The organism is Elusimicrobiales bacterium, assembly GCA_041651175.1.
GTDB lineage: Bacteria > Elusimicrobiota > Elusimicrobia > Elusimicrobiales > Elusimicrobiaceae > JAQTYB01.
The window spans coordinates 1-16,862 of record JBAZJT010000031.1 but is presented as its reverse complement, the minus strand read 5'-3'; the positions used below and the strand labels follow the sequence as shown (position 1 = coordinate 16,862).

The window sequence follows — 16,862 nt, the reverse complement described above, 5'->3', positions numbered from 1 at the left end:
CATTTCCAGCGTCATGGCTTAGTTTACGAACGACAGAGCGCAAACGGACGATTTCAGCGCGGTTCAGGCTCATCTTGTGTTGGAAACGAGCATTCCTTCAGGCTCATCTTGCATTGGATAATTCTGGTTCTTGCCTCCGGGCGCGGAAAACGGGTAAAATGTATATGTTGGGCATAAAGGAGATCCCGTCATGATAAAAAAAGGGAAGTGCTTTTTCACCAGCGAATCTGTAACCGAAGGCCATCCCGACAAGGTCTGCGACCAGATTTCGGACGCCGTCCTTGACGAAATTTTCAAGCGCGACAGGAAGGCCCGCGTCGCCTGCGAAACCTATATAACGCGCGGCATGGTGGTCGTTGGCGGGGAAATCACCACGAATGCGTGGATTGACATAGACGGCCTCACCCGCTCCGTCATAAAAGACATCGGCTACACACACAGCAAATACGGGTTCAATCACGAAACCTGCGCGGTATTAAATGTAATCGGCAAGCAGTCGCCCGACATCAGCCAGGGCGTGGACACCGGCGGCGCCGGCGACCAGGGCCTCATGGTCGGCTACGCCTGCAACGAGACAAAGGAACTCATGCCGCTCACGCTTTCGCTTGCGCATCAGCTTACAATGCGGCTTGCGCATGTGAGGCGGCGCTCCATACTGCCGTATCTGGGGCCGGACGGCAAATCCCAGGTTACCATAGAGTATGTTGACGGCAAGCCCGTCCGGGCGGAGACGGTGGTGCTCTCCTCCCAGCATACCGACCAGATTCTGGACCGCTCCGGCGAGCAGATAACCGAAAAAGCCCGCCGCGAGATGATAGACGCCATAGTAAAACCCGTCATGGGCAAATGGCTGGACGCGGACACCAAGATATACGTCAACCCCACCGGAAAATTCGTAATCGGCGGTCCGCAGTCGGACACCGGGATGACGGGCCGCAAAATCATCGTGGACACCTACGGCGGCAGGACGGCGCACGGCGGCGGCGCGTTCTCCGGCAAGGATCCGACGAAGGTGGACCGTTCCGCCGCCTATATGGCGCGCTATATCGCCAAAAATATCGTAGCCGCCGGCTGCGCGGAGGAATGCACCGTGCAGGTGGCCTACGCCATCGGCGTGGCCGAGCCCGTGGGGCTCTACGTCTACACGCACGACACGGGCATAATCCCGGACGAGCAAATCACCGAAGCGGTGCGCAAGGTGTTCCCGCTCACCCCGCGCGGCATCATAGAGCATCTCAACCTGCGCCGGCCCGTGTTCCGCGACACTGCCTCCTACGGCCATTTCGGCAGGCCGCAATTCACCTGGGAAAAGACCGACATGGCGGCCAAAATCCGCGCCGCGCTGTGCCTGAAAGCGTCGAAGAAAACTCCGGTCTGCGCCTGACCAGCAATTGAAAAGCGGCGCGCCGCCCGGTAAACCGGGCGGCGCGCCGCTTTTTCCACAATTGGGTCAGCGCAGGGCGGCTTCGCGGATGGTCTCCGACATTGAGGGATGGCCGAAGGTAAGCGCGGCAAGCTCTTTGACGCGCAATCCCGCGCGCATGGCGACGGCGATTATATGTATCAGCTCGCCCGCGCCAAAGCCTACTATCTGCGCGCCCAGTATCCTGCCGGTTCCGGTTTCGCTTGCAATCTGGACAAAGCCTTCAGTCTCGTCCTGCGTCATGGCGCGACCCGATGCCGCGAAGAACGCGCGGCCCGACCTTGCGGCAATGCCGCGCTTTTCGGCCTCCGCGCGGCTGATGCCTATGGAGGCGGCCTCCGGCCACGAATAAACGCAGCGCGGGGTCAGGGAACCGTCGTAATCGCCGCCTTCGCCCATGATGTTTTCCGCCGCAAGCTCGCCCTGGGCGGAGGCGGCATGGGCAAGCAGCAGCAGGCCGTTTACGTCGCCTACTGCGTAAATATTGCCTTTACCGGCGGCGCGCAGCCTGCCGTCAACCTTTATGCCCCTGCGGTCCCACGGAACGCCTATTTTATCCAGCCCCAGGGAGGATAATTCCGCGACTCTGCCCACTGCCGCCATCACCTCCCGTGCCTGCAATTGAACGCCGGAGGAAAGGGTAACGGTCTTCATCCCGTTTTCAACCGACAATGCAGCCGCGGTAACGCCCAAGTGCAGCTTTATGCCGCGTTTTTCAAAAGAGGCCGCCAGCGCGCGGGAGACGGCTTCATCCTCCCCCGGCAGCAGAGCGGGCAGCATCTCCACTATATGCACCTCCGCGCACAGCGCGTGGAAAATGCAGCCGAACTCCAGCCCGATGACGCCGCCGCCTATCAGAATGACGGATTGCGGCCTGCTTTGCAGCGAGAACACATTTTCATTGTCCAGCAGGACGGATTTATGCGCGTCAAAAGGCTTGGGGTAAAAAGGCGAAGTGCCGGCGGCTATTATCGCGGCGTCAAAATTCTCGCGCAGGGCGCCGGAGGCGGTTTTTATCTCCGCCTCGTTTTGCGAGATAAAAGAGGCGGTTCCCTCAACAAGCCGTATTCCCTTTGATTCAATAAGGCGGCGCAGGCCAAAGCGCAGCTTGTCCAGCGCGGTTTTGCGGCGGAACTGCACCTTCTCCCAGGAAAGCGCGGCCTGAACACGGGACGGGATGTCGCCGTCAAGAATCATTCCAAGCTGCGAGGCCGCATACAGCCTGTGCGCCGAATCTATAAATGACTTGGACGGGATGCAGCCGCAGTTGAGGCAGGTTCCGCCCACAAGCGATTTTTCCGCCAGGACCACTTCCGCGCCCAGCTCGCGCGCGCGCAGCGCGGCGGGATAGCCGCCCGGCCCCGCGCCGATGACAAGTATTTTCTTGGCCATAGTTACGGCATTCTAGCTTTTTTGATATAAGATTACATGCTGCTGTCTCCGCCTAAAAAATGGCGCGGATTTCTTGAGGATGCGGGCCGCTTCTGCGCCGGCGCGGGTTTGCGCTGCTGGGCCGTCGGCGGCTGCGCGCGCGACTGGCTGCTGGGGCGCGACACCAAAGATATTGATATCGTCTGCGAGGGCGGGGCGGAGCCGCTGTCGCGGCATTTGCGCGGGCAGGGAGCGAGTGTTAAAAGTTACGGGGCTTTCGGCACCTTCTGCGCGGAACTGCCGGGCGGGCTGCGCGTTGACCTGGCCGGAGCGCGCAGCGAGACATACGCCCGTCCCGCCGCGCTGCCGAGGGTGCGGCCCGCTTCCATAGCCGAGGATTTGCTGCGCCGCGATTTTGCCGCCAACGCCGCCGCGCTGAACCTGCTGCCGGAAAATTTCGGCGAGCTGCTGGACCCGCTGGGCGCGGCTGCCGACAGCAAAGCCGGACTGCTGCGCGTCCTGCACGGCAGAAGTTTTTATGACGACCCCACCCGGCTCTACCGCGCGTGCCGCTTCGCCGGAAGATTCGGCTGGCGGCTGGAAAGCGGGACGGAGAAACTGTTTTATCAGGCTATAAAAGAAGAGCTGCCGGCGCGGCTTTCGCGCGAGCGGCTGGCGCGGGAGCTTATGATTATTCTGGACGAGTCGGACCCGCGCCCCGCCTTTGGCATGATGGAAAAAAGCGGGCTTGGCGCGTTCCTTCATCCGAAGCTGCGCTGGCATGAGGCCGCAGCGAAAGTCTCCGGCGCGGGGCGCAGGCTTGGCGTTCTGGCCTGCGCCATGGGAAGGGACGGGCCGGAGTTTATCGCCTCGCTGCGGCTGGAGCGCGCCATCTCCGCGCCCGCGAAAAACGCAGCCGCGGTTTTGCTGGCGCAATCATCGCCCCGCAGGCCGCTTGGCGGCGCGGAGCTGGAAATAATACGCGCCCTGTACCCGCAACTGCCGCCCGCCGCCCCGGAACGGCTGCTGCTGCCCGCGGACGCGGCAAAATCAGGGGTTAAAGGCCCCGCGCTGTCGGCAATCATGGACAGGGCGGCGGCGGCGCAGTGGCGCGGCGAATTTTCGGACCGGAAAACAGCCCTTGAATGGCTTGAGAGGATATTGAAATGAGAATCGCGGCTTTTCTGCTTTTTCTGCCGGCCTGCGCCGCGGCGCAGGACAAACCGCAGTACCCGCCGGGCATGAACGGGGAGTTTATCGCCCGCGTCAGGGGAGTGTCCGGCGCGGCAAAGCCGGGCGGGGCCGGGCGTTTCGGCGCCATCCCTTCGCCCATCAACGCTTTTTATTCGCGCTATCCGGCGGGGGGCGGGCCCAAACCGTTATCCGGGGCGGCGCCGCCGTCCAGCTACGACCTGCGCACGTACGGCAAGGTAACCGCCGTGCGCGACCAGGGAAATTGCGGAAGCTGCTGGGCTTTTGCGACGATGGGCTCGCTGGAATCCTATCTGCTTACCGGCGAGACATGGGATTTTTCGGAAAACAACCTTAAAAACACCCACGGTTTCGACGTCGGCGCCTGCGACGGCGGCAATATAGACATGTCGTCGGCCTATCTGCTGCGCTGGAGCGGCCCCGTGCTTGAAAGCCAGGACCCGTATGTTGATTCCCCCAATCACTCGCCGACGGGGCTTGCGCCGTCAAAGCATGCGCAGAACCATATTTACATTCCGCCGCGGACCGGTCCGGCGGACAACAACGGCATCAAAAACGCCGTGGTAAATTACGGCGCGGTTGCGGTGATGATGAAATGGAGCGGCGGCGCTTATAACAGCGCGACGAGCTCCTATTATTACTCCTCGGGGGGCTATGACGGCCTTCATGAAGTCGCAATAATCGGCTGGGACGACAACTACCCGCTGTCCAATTTCATCGTACATCCGGCGGGCAACGGCGCTTTTTTGGTCAAAAACAGCTGGGGAACCGGCTGGGGGAACGCCGGTTATTTCTACGTGTCCTATTATGATGCGGCCTTCGCCGCGCGCATTGCGGACGATACCGCCTATTTCGGCGCGGTGTTTGGCGCGAACAACACCTCCAATTACGACAGGTCGTATCAGTACGATCCGCTGGGCTGGGCGTACTCTTATCCGTCAGCGACCGGAACATGGTTTGCCAATATGTTCACCTCCACCGCCTCGTCCGAGGCGATAACCGGCGCGGGCTTTTACACCTATTCGCCCGCCACGTCTTACGAGATGAAGGTGTACACGGGCGGCGCCGCAGCTTCGCCGGCGGGCGGGACACTGGCGTTTTCAACCGCCGGCGTGCTGGCGGAAGCGGGGTTCCACACTCTGCCGGTAACCGGCGTGAATGTCGCTTACAAAGACAGGTTTTCGGTGGTAGTGCGCATAGTAAGCCCGCCGGATACGGATTTTGTCATTCCGGTGGAGCTGGCGATAGACGGCTACAGCTCCGCCTCCGCGCCGCAGTCCGGGCGCGGCTATGTGAGCGTTGACGGCACTGCCTGGACAGACGCGGCCTCGCTTGTATACCCGTCCAATATCTGCCTCAAGGCCTACGGCAAGGGCGGCGTTACTATGAGCGGCGACAATCTGCTGGCCGCGCTGAAGGTGTATCCCAATCCGTCAAAGCCCGGTTCCGACGGCGGGGTTAAATTCGCCAACCTGCCCGGATTTGCCGCGCCGGAAATACGGATATACACTGTTTCCGGCAAGCTGGCGCGCAAACTTACAGTCGGCGACGGGATTATGGACAATCCCTCCGGCATGACCACAGGGCTGTGGGACGGCAGAAATTCCTCCGGCGAGCACATGGCCAGCGGCGTCTATATCTACTCGGTCAAGGCGCGGGACTGCACCCGCACCGGCAAGGCGGGGATTTTATGGTAATTCGCGCCGCAGCAATTCTGGCCGCGCTGGCGGCCCCCGCGTTTTGCGGCGAGGGCACAACCCCCGCCGCCTGGCTGGAGATAGACCCTTCCGCCCGCTCTGCCGCGATGGGCGGAGCTTATTCCGCGCTGGGGGATGATGTGTTTTCCTTCTACCACAACCCGGCGGGGCTTGCGTTTATGAGCGCGCCGCAGGCCGCGCTTTCGCGCGTGTCGTGGGTGGAGGATATGGGCAGCAGCTACGCCGCCTTCGCCGCGCCTGCGGGAGATTTCACGCTTGGGCTTGGCGGCGGGTATTTCTCCTCCGGCGCGATAGAGCGTATGGACGGCGCTGGCAACAATCTGGGGACATACGGATACTCCTCCTATTCCGCAGGCGGCGCGCTGGCCTTCAGGCGCGGCAATATCGCGGCGGGCGCGGCGCTTAAATATGTCGGAGAGAAAATGGACGATTACGGCGCCGGCGCGCCCGCCGCCGACATAGGCGCGGTCTATACCCGCGGCCCGGTATCGCTGGCCGCCGCGTTGCGCGACTGGGGCGGCAGCATCGCGCTTTACAACGAGTCCGCCGCGATGAAAGGCTCTTTCCGCGGCGGGGCTGCAGTGCGGCTGTTTGGCAATGCGCTTGCGCTGGCAGGGGAGATGGAGCGGCCCCTGGCCTCCGGCGCGAAACCGCGCTACTGCGCCGGCGGGGAATATGCCGTCAGCGAGAGCGCGGAAGTCGGGAAATTCTATCTGCGCGCCGGCTGGCAGTTCAGCCGAGACGAGGGGATGGGCGGCGGCCTAAGCGCGGGAGTTGGGCTGCTGTTTTCAAAAAAATACACTCTGGATTACGCCTATGTGCCGATGGGCGATTTCGGCTCCGCGCAGCGGTTTTCGCTCAAAGTGGATTTCGGCGGCGGAAAGCCGCAGGCCGCCCCGCGCAGAACGGAATCCGAAACCTACAAATCCGCCGACAAAGCGGTTGAGGACTACCGCTCCGGCAAAATAACTCTGGACCAGTTGCGCGCCATATTGCGCTCTATCGGATTTTAGTGAGCTTCCAATAATTCCTTGACATGCTGGCTGACAGATTTTGAGGCAAGGCGCCAAGAACGCGGCACACCGCCGGCAAGCAAGCGATTTGCAACGCAGCCATTTTTAACCTGAATGTTTCAGTTGGATTGCGGGATTCGGCTCAAAATCGCTTCATACTGCCTTCACAAAATTATCCTTTCGCGCAGTGAGGCGCGCGCGGATAATTTTGTTCGTCATTATTTTGCGCTTTTTCGCCTCGGTCCTCGCGCCAACTGAAACTTTCAGGTTAACCCCAATGCCAGGAACTTAAGCCGATTTCTCGTCGTGACAGACGGAACTGCCCATTTTACATTTACCACGCAAGCAATATCGGCGATTGCCGTGTTCGACGGGCAGTGAAAACACAATTATCGCATCGGGACAGCTTTCACCATTTTATACAACACATCAAAATGCCTATTCCCCCAATACAAACGGCTCTTAAGTTCCTGGCATTGAGGTTAACCCGGAAATTGCAGTTGGTTGCGAGAACCGAGGCGGCGGCTGGCGCGGACAGTCCGACGCAGAATTTGACGAGCATACCCGCAGGGTATGTAAGGAAAATTATGCACAGGAATGTCCCGCCAGCCACCGCCGAATTCCGCAATCCAACTGCAATTTCCGGGTAAGCTGGCCGCTGGCAAATTCCGCTGGCTGGCCGCGGGAAATTATGCCAAAAAAAAGGCGCGTTCTCCTGAGGAGAACGCGCCTTTGCAAACGCTCGGAAACAATTAACGTTTGGAGAACTGGAAACGCCGTCTCGCCTTGGGGCGGCCCGGCTTTTTACGCTCCACCATGCGGGCGTCGCGGGTGAGGTATCCCAGTTTCTTGACCGTTTTATGGTCCGCTTCCGAAAACGTGGCTACCGCGCGCGCGATGGCATGGCGCACCGCGCCTGCCTGGCTGGAAACGCCGCCGCCGTCCACCTTCACCTTATAGGCGTATGTCTTGGCGGCTTCCACGGCAACTACAGGCGCATTGGCCGCAAGCTGGAAGCGGGGGCAGCCGCGGAAATACTCCGCCATCGGCTTGCCGTTGATGGTGATTGCGCCGTCGCCCCCCGGAGTGGCGACTACCTGCGCCACTGAGGTTTTCCTGCGTCCGGTGGCTGTGATGGTGTCTGTCATAATAATTCCTCTTATGCCGCCTTGGCCGCTTTGGGTTTGGCGACGGGATATGTATGTTCCGCGCCCTTGAAGACCTTAAGCCGGCGCATTCTGTGCGCGCGAAGCTTGTTGTCGTCCAGCATGCGCTTTACGGCCAGTTCCACGACCCGGGTGGGGTCGTTGGCCATCTGGCGCTTGAAGGGGACCACTTTGGCGCCGTTGTTATAGCCGGTGTGGTGGAAGTAAAACTTCTGTTCCGGCTTGTTGCCGGTGAGTTTCACTTTTTCCGCATTGGTTACGACTACAAAATCGCCGCAGTCCATAAGCGGGGCCTGGGTTCTTTTATGTTTTCCCGCCAGCAGCGAAGCCACTTTCGTGGCCAGCCGGCCCAGCGGCAGGGAGGAGGCGTCCACATAATGCCATTTGCGCGACGCTTCCACTTCCGAACGTGAGGGCAACCATGTCTTCTGCATAAATCTCCCTAGCTGTTTGAATATCTCTATCAGTTTAGCAATTTCAAATGCCCGAAGGCAAATCAAAGCCAGGGGTTCTTGCAGACAACTGCGAAATTTGGCTATATAGAATAAGCTGGTATAAGGGCTCTTTCCGAAAACTACCATTTATGGTTTCTATGCAAACCGATTTTTTGCAGCGACTGCGCGCAATTGTTGCGGTAAAAAGACAAAACGATTCCGACACAACCCGAACTAATAAAAACCCGATGTGGCCGCTTGTGTTTTTGCTGGCGTTAACATTCATTGTGTTTGCCCCTTCGCTCAAAGGCGAGTTTGTGATGCGGGATGATAATAGTTATGTCGTTGAAAATCCGACGCTACGCCTGCCGGGAATTAAAGAAGTGTTCACAACCTCGCCGTTAGGCTATTACCATCCTCTTACAATTCTCTCCTACAAAATTGAGTATTCTGTAGCCGGAACTAAGCCAGCGCTTTATCGTGCAACAAATATCGTGTTGCACCTTGCCAATTGCGGGCTCGTCTATTATTTCATGCTGCTTGCCGGTGGCGATATTGCGGCGGCGCTATTTACCACGATGTTGTTTGCTCTCCATCCTCTGCGTGTGGAGGCGGTAGCGTGGATATCCAGCAGAAAGGATTTGCTGGCCTGCTTATTTTTAATGGGAATGCTTACTACTTATCTGCACTACTTGAAATCGTTTGAACGGAAATGGCTGTGGACGTCAGCAATCTTGTTCGCGTTTGCGTTGTTGTCAAAGCCTGTTGTACTGCTTGCACCGCTTATATTGCCATTCTTTGACTGGCGCGCCGGGCGCGCGATAAGCAGCGAAATTTTACTGGAGAAAACCCCCTATTTAGTCCCGGCGGCGGGGATTTGCTTCTTATCGTTTTTTCTGGACAAGTTCTTTATCAACAGCTCAATATCAGGCGACGGTTTTTTGCTCGGACAAAGGTTTGCAATGTGCGGATACGCAACCTCATTTTATATTGGAAAACTGTTGTGGCCGGCGAATTTATCATCCCCTTATCCTGCGCTGAGATTGCCTCCAGGATTTTGGGCCTGCTATCTGCACTCAGCCAGCATCACTATTATATTCGGCTGTTTTTTCGCGGCGCGCGCATTGAGACGACATCTGTTTGGTCCGGCATTTTTCGCGCTGACGCTATTGCCGGTGCTGCCTTTTATGAATTTTATCCCGGCCGACAAGTACACCTATATCCCCGCGTTTGGATTGTTCTATACTGCCGGCTTTGGTTTTTCATGGGTGTATAAACGCATTCAGTTGGGCTCATTATCGTTGGCTTTGGGGCTGGCGGTTGGGTTGGCATATATCTCTTTCCATCGTGTAAAAGTATGGAATACCAATCTTTCGTTATGCAATGATGTGATAGCCAAAGAACCGCCAAACCTCGGCATGAAAGGCGCTACCGGAGGTATTTCCAGCATTGAGTTCACTTATGCCGTCACTCACCTCAACCGCGGGCTTACCTACGCCAATCTCAATCGGTATAACGAGGCTATTGCCGATTACAATAAAGCCATCGCGCTTGACCCATCTGGAGCATGCGGCGCACATCAGGCTGGCGCAGCCCACAATAGCAGGGGAATCGCAAATTATGCCCTCAAACGGTATGACGAAGCTATTGCCGATTGCACCAGGGCCATCATACTTGACCCGTCCGGAACATGTGGGGCGAGTCAGGCAGGTACGGCTTATAATAACAGAGGAAGCGCATACCTTGCCATCAAACAATATGACAAAGCTTTGGCAGATTACACCAAAGCTATTCAGCTAAATCCGGAATTCTCTAATGCGTATTCCAACCGCGCAATAGTTTACGGCAGCATGGGGAATCATGGGCTGGCTCTGGCAGATTTCACAAAAGCACTGGCGCTGGACGCCAGCAATGAAACAGCCACAATTGGCAAAACCGTCGCCGAAAAGATGCTGGGTTCAGTCAAGCCTGCAACTGACAGATAAACTCCGAAAATCACAGTTGCGCCTGTTGCAAAACGGGCGTTTTTTGGAAAACCGCAAATTTGGAGTTATGCGACATTTTGTGGAGATTTTTGAGTAGATTTTTAAGGAAAGAGCGGGAATTTTACGAATTGACGCGGATTTTCCGCCACCGAATTTGAGTTTTTTCGCTCCACTCGGCGGGCGTTAGCCCGCAATTGTTCTCACGCCTCCGCCCATAACGCAGGCTCGCCAATCGCCGCCAGCCGCCTCGCGTTGAACACTATCGCCCCCATTATCACCTGCAACTTCACTTTCGCCAAGCCCCTGTAGCGTGTCTTGCGCAACATTTTGAAAATACATTCTCAAACCACGCGCACATCTTCGTCAGCCATGGGACAATACCAAGGGAATCCCTATTTGGGGGCGTTTCGCAACAAGCTCCAGTTGGCAGCGAGAACCGAGGCGGCCCTGGGCGCGGACAGCAATCCGACGCAGGATTTCGCTTTCAATTATAATTTCTTTAACTTACTTTCCGCCACGGTTTTAACAATTCTAGCGGTCGCGTTACTGGGATTTATCTCTAGCGCTTTACTGGAATCAGCAAAAGCCTCTTCATGGCAGCTAATATTGCCGTAAGCAATAGCGCGATTGGAATACGCTTCATCAAAATCTGGCTTGAACCGGATAGCCTCGGTAAAATCCGATATGGCCAGCTTAAATTGTTTGACTTTTATATAGGCGCAGCCGCGAGCCTCATAATCACTCGCGCGCGGCACAAGCTCAAGCGCCTTGGTATAGTCGCTGATGGCGGAATCCATATCTCCATCCCTATAATAGGCAAGCCCCCGGTTTGAATAGGCGACATTGGAATCAGTATCCTTTGATAACCACTCGGTCCAGAATACGTAGTTGTCCTTCCATATTTTTGTCCGCTGCCATGTAAGCGCGCACAGGATTATAATCACGATGGCGAAAACCGCTATTGCTACGCGGCGATTGATTATTCGTTCAAAAAACCGCGCCACCGCAAGCGACAGCCCTATAGACGGGAAATAGGTCAAATGCTCCATCGCCACACCCGGTTGCACCGGCAGCCATTGCAGGAACGGGAAAAGATATATCACGAAAAATGCCCCGCCGAAACGAGCCATCCTGTCTTCGCGCGTAAACTTCAGAAACAGCCAGACTATAACAACAACCGCAACCGGCGCAAGCAGATAGCATATCGGCAGGGTTTCTGGATAGCCTTTTGGGTTCGGGTAAAGCGCGCGCAGACTGAGTGGTAGCAGCGTTTTGCCGACATATATAAGGAAACCATAAGCTGCGACAAAAGGCATATTCGCTGAAATTATTTTACTGGGCGCAGCCAATGTGTCCGTTGTGCGCAAGGCGAAGTAGTTAAGCCCCGCGAAAAATGCAACAACAATAAAAGATGGCAGGCAGTCTCGCACGGATTTTCTGAGCGTAGCCGCGCCAGTGTACACATCCATTCCTATCATAATAAACGGCAGCATCACCGCTTTGGCGTTGGAGAGCATGGATAAAACCAGCAGTCCGAAGGACAAAACCATGTATCCGTAATTGCCACATCGTCTCAACGCCAGATGAGAATGCAAAGCCAGCAACGCAAAAAATGCGGCAAGCATATCCTTTCGTTCTGCAATCCACGCGACAGACTCCACCCGCAACGGGTGAACGGCAAATAGCAGCGCGGCGGCAAAAGCCAGGAACCGTTTTTCAGTTAGCAGCACCATCAGCCAATAGACCAGCAGCGCATTGGCAATATGAAAAATCAGGTTTACCGAGTGATAAACTATCGGATTTAACCCAAAAAAATGATATTCCAGCGCGAAGCTCAACAAGACCAGCGGTTTGTATAGCCCCGCATGAAATTCTGTGAATATCCCGCATATGTTTTGCAGGGAAAGAGATCGTATCACAGGATTATTTGTCAGATAAACCGGGTCGTCCCAATTAAGGAAATTGTTGGAGAGCACCGGCAAAAACGCTAACACGCAAATACCGGCAAGAGCAAACGGTAGGAACTTCTCCACACGTTGCATTTCCTGAGATGCGAAAGATGGCTGATGTATATAATTCATACTCATGTTCCGCGCAACATTTCTTCTGCCACGCCCCTGCCGATTTTCGCCAGCGCATTGCCCGGGTTTATGTGCAATGCCGTGGTAAAATCGGCCAAAGCCTGTTCATGCCGGCCCAGCTTACCATAGCTTGTGCCGCGATTTGCATAAGCCTGATCAAAATCCGGTTTAAGTTTTATCGCTCTATCATAATCAGCGATGGCTTTTGCATAAAGTTTCAACGAATGATAGGCACACCCTCTGTTGGTATATGTGCCGGCGTCGCCGGGGGCAAGCGCGAGGGATTGGGTATAATCCGCCACGGCCTGCTCGTAATGCCCGGAAATCAGATAGGCGGTGCCTCTGTTGGCGTAAGCCTTCGGCTGGCTGCTTGTGCTGCTTATGGTGGATATTTCCGGCTTCAAGCCTATGGAGCGGCTGTAGTCGGCTATGGCGGCCTCCGGGCGGGAGGCTGCCAGCAGCGCGTCGCCGCGTTTGAGATAGGCTTCCGCCAGAACGGCGCGGTCAAATACCGCTCCCCTGCCGCGCGAGGTTTGCGTTTCCACGCGCGGCGTCGTGCGCGCGATGACGCCGCTCCAGAAATCCAGATTATTGTTCCATCTTTTGATTAAGCTGCCGTCGTATACGGCGAAAACGCCCAGCAGCGCCGCCGCGGCAGCGGAGGCAACCGCCTTGCCCCGCATGGCGGACAGCGCGGCCCCCGCCGGCAGGAAAAGGGCGACGGCCGGGGTGTAGAGGTATCTGTCCGACGGTATAAGCGCCGGAAAAAACAGCACCGGCGCAACAGCCAGCGCGAATGCCGCAGCGCACAGCCCGGCGGGGCGCAGTTCCCTCCTCGCAATCAGAAACCAGCACAGCCCCGCCGCAAAAGCCGCAAACAGCATATCCGGCAGGACGGAGCCGCTTGTTTCAATAAGCGGATACGGCGCGGCCAGCCCCGCCGGGAACACGGTTTTATGCAGGTAAAAACGCAAAGTCCGCGCGCCCAGCGCCAGCCGCTCCGCCGCGCCTATGGCTGAATGCTGCGCCGCCACCTCGCCGGGAAAAAACAGCCCCGCCTTCACGGAAACCAGCACCGCGGCGGCGGACGCGGCGAAAAACGGGATTTTCTCCGCCAGCATTCTTTTTACATCGGCGCGTCCGGCGCGCCAGTCCAGCAGCAGCAGAATCAGCGGCCCGAAAACTATCGTCGGCTTTGAAAGCAGCGCGCAGCAGAACAGCAGCAGCGGCGCGGCCAGCGCGTGCCAGGCGCGGTTTTTGAGGTAGCGCGCATACGCCAGCAACGCGGCCAGAAAAAACAGGCAGCACAGCAGTTCTTTCCTGCCGGAGACCCAGGCGACAGGCTCCACCCTGGTCGGATGCAGCGCAAACAGCAGCGCGGCCAGCGCGGCGGCGGGGATTTGCAGCCCCAGCGCCAGCGCAAGCCGCCAGACCAGCGCGCAGCAGCCCAGATGCAGCGCTATATTGGTGGAATGGCAGACCGCAGGGCTCAGCCCCGCCAGCGAGCGCTCCGCCCGGAAGGAAAGCAGCGTAAGCGGGTGGTAGTAGCCCAGCGGCGAGGTGGTGAATATCTCCTTTATGCCCGCGCCGGAGGCGGCTATATAGTCGCCGTCGTCTACATCAATGAACCCGGCCCCGGCCGCGGGCCGGAACACCGCCGCCGCGATGGCAACTACCAGCGCCAGCGCCGCTATTTTCGCCTTTCCCTGCTCCATCGCACAAATTATAGAATTTCCGTGATGAGAAAAACCGCCCCCGCCATCATACTGGCCGCCGCGCTGTCCGCGTTCTGGCCCGCCTTCCGGGCGGATTTCGTCAACTGGGACGACAGGCAGTATGTAACCGCCAGCCCCGTCATGGAAAGCCCGCGCTGGGGCGATGTCTTCAAAACCTCGCCGCAGGGCTATTATCATCCGCTTACGGTGCTGACCTACAAAATAGAGCATTCGCTTTTCGGGCTGAAACCGGCGGCATATCACGCAACCAATATCGCGCTGCACCTGGCGAACTGCCTGCTGTTTTATTATTTCGCGCTGGAGCTGGGGCTTACCTCCCCCGCCGCGCTGTTTGCCGCGCTTTTGTTTGCCGTTCATCCGCTGCGCGCCGAATCCGTGGCGTGGATTTCCGGCAGGAAGGATTTGCTGTGCTGCCTGTTTTTCCTGGCCGCGCTGCTGGCGCATGCGCGCCATGCGAAATCGCCGGACCGGAAACTGCTTGCGGCTTCGGCTGTTTTGTTTCTGGCGGCATTGCTGGCCAAGCCCGCCGTCATAGCCGGCGTTCTGGCGTTTTTCCTGATTGACCGGCATTTTGACCGCGGCTGGGACCGCCGCGTTTTTGCCGAAAAAATACCGCATTTCGCGGCTGCCGCCGCCGCTGTTTTGCTGTCGTTTACAGTGGGGGAGTTTTTCCTGACATCCCCGGTAACTTCCGGCGCGGGGCTGGCCCCGGGCGGCAGGCTGCTGTCCTGCGGGTACACGGAGCTGTTCTACCTGTGGAAAATAATTTACCCGGCCAAACTGTCCGCGCTGTATCCCGCGCTGCGTGTTTCCGGCGCAACGGCATATCTGCCGTATCTGGCGGTGGTGGGATCCCTGGCGGTTCTGTTCTCAAGGGCGGAACTGCGGCCTTATGTGTTCGGTCCGGCTTTTTTTGCGGCACTGCTGCTGCCTTCGGCGGCTTTCGCGGAGCTTGCTCCGGCGGACAGATACACGTATATCCCGGCGGCGGGGATATTTATGCTGGCGGGCCAGCTTTTCGCGCAGTTTTACGCCCGGGCTAAAAAGCCGGCGGCCGTTTTGGCATGCGCGCTGATTCTGGCGCTGGGCTGGATGTGCGCCGCCCGCGCGCAGGTATGGCATGACAGCCTGTCGCTATGGAACGACGTCATCTCGCGCTATCCGGGCGCCAAGGCTTATGTAAACCGGGGAACGGCATATCAGGAACTGGGCCGCGGCAAGGAGGCGCTTGACGATTTCAACACCGCGATAACGCTGAACCCGGATTACGATTATCCTTACGTCCACCGCGCCGCGCTGTTATGCGACGAGAAGCAATACCTCCCCGCCCTGGCGGACCTGGACAGGGCGCTGGCGATGAACCCGCGCTACGGCTATGCCTATCACCGCCGGGGAACGGCGCATTACGCGCTGGGACAGTACGTCATGGCGCTCTCCGACTTCACCGAGGGATTGAAATACGAGCGCACCGTTGACGCGCTCGCCATGCGCGGGCTGGCATATTCGGCGTTGAAACTTTACGGCAATGCCGAGGAGGATTTTTCCGCCGCGCTCCATATGAACCCGCGCCGCACCGATGTTTACGCCGGGCGGGGCCGCGCGCGTTTTTACGCCGGACGTTACAAAGAGGCGGCAGCCGATTTTGCCCGCTCGCTTGAGCTGAAACCGGACCAGCCGCGGCTCTACAGCGACCTGGGCGCGGCATACGCCGGCGCGGGCGAGCTTGAAAAGGCGGTATCCGCCTATGACGCGGCGGCGCTGCGCGACCCCGGGTTCTCCGACGCTTACGGCAACCGCGGCGCCGCGCTGGCCGGGCTGAAACAGTTCACCCGTGCTATTGAGGATTTGGACAAAGCGATTGCAATGGACCCGCTCCGGGCCTACAATTACCGCAACCGCGCAATTGCCCTGTATGAAACGGGACGGTATGCCCAGGCTGTTTCGGATTTGGACAGGACCATCGCGCTGTCGCCGCAGGCGCGCGACTACGCGGCAAGGGGCCGCGCATATCTGAAGTTGAAAAAACCCGCCAAAGCCCGCGCCGATTTCAAAAAGGCGCTATCGCTGGACCCCGCCGATGCAGACGCGCTCTCCGGCAAGGCGGAACTGCCCGGTCATTGACCCCGGAATTTTCCGCAAGGGAAAAGTCCGGATAATCTGTGAAAATCCGTGGTCAATCTATGGATTATACCGCCGTAAAATCATAAACCTGAAACTTTTCACTTAGAAGAGCGGGGGCCGGCCTGCTTTCCCCCCTCCAGAACATTCACCCTGTCGCGCAGTTTTCTTATTTCCTCCGCCTGCGCGTCGTTGGCGGCCTTCAATTCCTTGATTGATTCTATCAGCGGGGCGAACAAAACGTCGTATGCGACCACCTTGTGTCCGTCCTTGGCGGAGCGCACCGCCTCCGGCATGACCTTCTCAAGCTCCTGGGCTATCACGCCGTCCGAACGCTCGCCGTTGGCCTTCCACCGGAAGCTGACGCCGCGCAGCTTTTCAATGATACTCAACCCCTTGCTGGTTGAAATATCTGTTTTCAGCCTTTCGTCCGAGTTGTGGTAGTAGTTGTTGGCATACAAATCGCCATTCACCTGCACCTGACTTCGCCAATCCTCTCTAAAATCAGCCCGTCCTCGTCGGAGGGGTATTGGAATTTGGGTGTCCCGTTGATAAAATATAGTTATGTTTGTCAGGAAGAAACGCAACAAAAGCGGTTCTGTCAG

At 57.8% G+C, this 16,862-nt stretch carries 13 protein-coding genes; 6 read left to right on the top strand and 7 right to left on the bottom strand.

Going from position 1 to position 16,862, the window contains the following annotated elements:
• Window positions 1-190 precede the first annotated feature (190 nt).
• On the top strand, window positions 191-1,384 hold the full coding sequence (metK, locus tag WC421_11255) for a methionine adenosyltransferase (GenBank protein ID MFA5162804.1): 1,194 nt from the start codon (window positions 191-193) through the stop codon (window positions 1,382-1,384).
• A 66-nt stretch (window positions 1,385-1,450) separates the two neighbouring features.
• Here the strand turns inward: metK and WC421_11250 are convergent, their stop codons facing one another.
• Window positions 1,451-2,815 (bottom strand): NAD(P)/FAD-dependent oxidoreductase, encoded by a 1,365-nt coding sequence (locus WC421_11250; protein MFA5162803.1) that lies wholly within the window; start codon window positions 2,813-2,815, stop codon window positions 1,451-1,453.
• Between the two features lie 36 nt (window positions 2,816-2,851).
• On the opposite strand from WC421_11250, the gene WC421_11245 reads away from it, so the two are divergent.
• From WC421_11245 to WC421_11235, 3 genes are read left to right on the top strand one after another with little or no spacing between them, the layout of a single operon-like run.
• Entirely contained in the window at window positions 2,852-3,964 is a 1,113-nt protein-coding gene (locus tag WC421_11245) for a hypothetical protein (GenBank protein MFA5162802.1), read from the top strand.
• Window positions 3,961-5,703 carry a lectin like domain-containing protein gene (locus WC421_11240; protein ID MFA5162801.1) on the top strand — a complete coding sequence of 581 codons (1,743 nt, stop codon included), beginning with the start codon at window positions 3,961-3,963 and terminating at the stop codon, window positions 5,701-5,703. The genes WC421_11245 and WC421_11240 overlap by 4 nt, the downstream gene beginning before the upstream one ends.
• A complete protein-coding gene (locus tag WC421_11235; protein MFA5162800.1) occupies window positions 5,697-6,737 on the top strand; it encodes a PorV/PorQ family protein in 1,041 nt (346 codons plus the stop codon). The genes WC421_11240 and WC421_11235 overlap by 7 nt, the downstream gene beginning before the upstream one ends.
• A 752-nt stretch (window positions 6,738-7,489) precedes the next feature.
• On the opposite strand, the gene rpsI is transcribed toward WC421_11235, so the two are convergent.
• Both rpsI and rplM read right to left on the bottom strand, forming a co-directional pair.
• Window positions 7,490-7,885 carry a 30S ribosomal protein S9 gene (gene rpsI, locus WC421_11230; protein MFA5162799.1) on the bottom strand — a complete coding sequence of 132 codons (396 nt, stop codon included), beginning with the start codon at window positions 7,883-7,885 and terminating at the stop codon, window positions 7,490-7,492.
• A gap of 11 nt (window positions 7,886-7,896) precedes the next feature.
• Window positions 7,897-8,337 carry a 50S ribosomal protein L13 gene (gene rplM, locus WC421_11225; GenBank protein MFA5162798.1) on the bottom strand — a complete coding sequence of 147 codons (441 nt, stop codon included), beginning with the start codon at window positions 8,335-8,337 and terminating at the stop codon, window positions 7,897-7,899.
• A 47-nt stretch (window positions 8,338-8,384) separates the two neighbouring features.
• Here rplM and WC421_11220 point away from each other — a divergent pair, with 47 nt between their 5' ends.
• Complete coding sequence (locus WC421_11220) at window positions 8,385-10,322, top strand: tetratricopeptide repeat protein (GenBank protein MFA5162797.1); 1,938 nt, start codon at window positions 8,385-8,387, stop codon at window positions 10,320-10,322.
• 200 nt (window positions 10,323-10,522) lie between these two features.
• Here the strand turns inward: WC421_11220 and WC421_11215 are convergent, their stop codons facing one another.
• From WC421_11215 to WC421_11205, 3 genes are all read right to left on the bottom strand, one after another.
• Window positions 10,523-10,648: a hypothetical protein gene (locus WC421_11215; GenBank protein ID MFA5162796.1), complete on the bottom strand. Its 126-nt coding sequence runs from the start codon at window positions 10,646-10,648 to the stop codon at window positions 10,523-10,525.
• A gap of 162 nt (window positions 10,649-10,810) precedes the next feature.
• A complete protein-coding gene (locus WC421_11210) occupies window positions 10,811-12,403 on the bottom strand; it encodes a tetratricopeptide repeat protein (GenBank protein ID MFA5162795.1) in 1,593 nt (530 codons plus the stop codon).
• A 2-nt stretch (window positions 12,404-12,405) separates the two neighbouring features.
• The gene (locus WC421_11205) at window positions 12,406-14,118 is read right to left on the bottom strand and encodes a tetratricopeptide repeat protein (GenBank protein MFA5162794.1); all 1,713 of its coding nucleotides are present in this window, start codon (window positions 14,116-14,118) and stop codon (window positions 12,406-12,408) included.
• 24 nt (window positions 14,119-14,142) lie between these two features.
• Between WC421_11205 and WC421_11200 the strand changes: the two genes are divergently transcribed.
• Window positions 14,143-16,260: a tetratricopeptide repeat protein gene (locus WC421_11200; protein ID MFA5162793.1), complete on the top strand. Its 2,118-nt coding sequence runs from the start codon at window positions 14,143-14,145 to the stop codon at window positions 16,258-16,260.
• 98 nt (window positions 16,261-16,358) lie between these two features.
• On the opposite strand, the gene WC421_11195 is transcribed toward WC421_11200, so the two are convergent.
• Window positions 16,359-16,736, bottom strand: a complete 378-nt coding sequence (locus tag WC421_11195; GenBank protein MFA5162792.1) for a tail fiber domain-containing protein — start codon at window positions 16,734-16,736, stop codon at window positions 16,359-16,361.
• Window positions 16,737-16,862 lie beyond the last annotated feature (126 nt).

Bases quoted from the DNA above. Each gene is read 5' to 3' on its own strand.
- metK (MFA5162804.1), top strand. From the start codon at position 191: ATGATAAAAAAAGGGAAGTGCTTTTTCACCAGCGAATCTGTAACCGAA.
- WC421_11235 (MFA5162800.1), top strand. From the start codon at position 5,697: ATGGTAATTCGCGCCGCAGCAATTCTGGCCGCGCTGGCGGCCCCCGCG.
- WC421_11215 (MFA5162796.1), bottom strand. From the start codon at position 10,648: ATGTTGCGCAAGACACGCTACAGGGGCTTGGCGAAAGTGAAGTTGCAG.
- WC421_11210 (MFA5162795.1), bottom strand. From the start codon at position 12,403: ATGAATTATATACATCAGCCATCTTTCGCATCTCAGGAAATGCAACGT.
- WC421_11240 (MFA5162801.1), top strand. From the start codon at position 3,961: ATGAGAATCGCGGCTTTTCTGCTTTTTCTGCCGGCCTGCGCCGCGGCG.
- rpsI (MFA5162799.1), bottom strand. From the start codon at position 7,885: ATGACAGACACCATCACAGCCACCGGACGCAGGAAAACCTCAGTGGCG.
- WC421_11250 (MFA5162803.1), bottom strand. From the start codon at position 2,815: ATGGCCAAGAAAATACTTGTCATCGGCGCGGGGCCGGGCGGCTATCCC.
- WC421_11205 (MFA5162794.1), bottom strand. From the start codon at position 14,118: ATGGAGCAGGGAAAGGCGAAAATAGCGGCGCTGGCGCTGGTAGTTGCC.
- WC421_11245 (MFA5162802.1), top strand. From the start codon at position 2,852: ATGCTGCTGTCTCCGCCTAAAAAATGGCGCGGATTTCTTGAGGATGCG.
- rplM (MFA5162798.1), bottom strand. From the start codon at position 8,337: ATGCAGAAGACATGGTTGCCCTCACGTTCGGAAGTGGAAGCGTCGCGC.
- WC421_11220 (MFA5162797.1), top strand. From the start codon at position 8,385: ATGCCCGAAGGCAAATCAAAGCCAGGGGTTCTTGCAGACAACTGCGAA.
- WC421_11200 (MFA5162793.1), top strand. From the start codon at position 14,143: ATGAGAAAAACCGCCCCCGCCATCATACTGGCCGCCGCGCTGTCCGCG.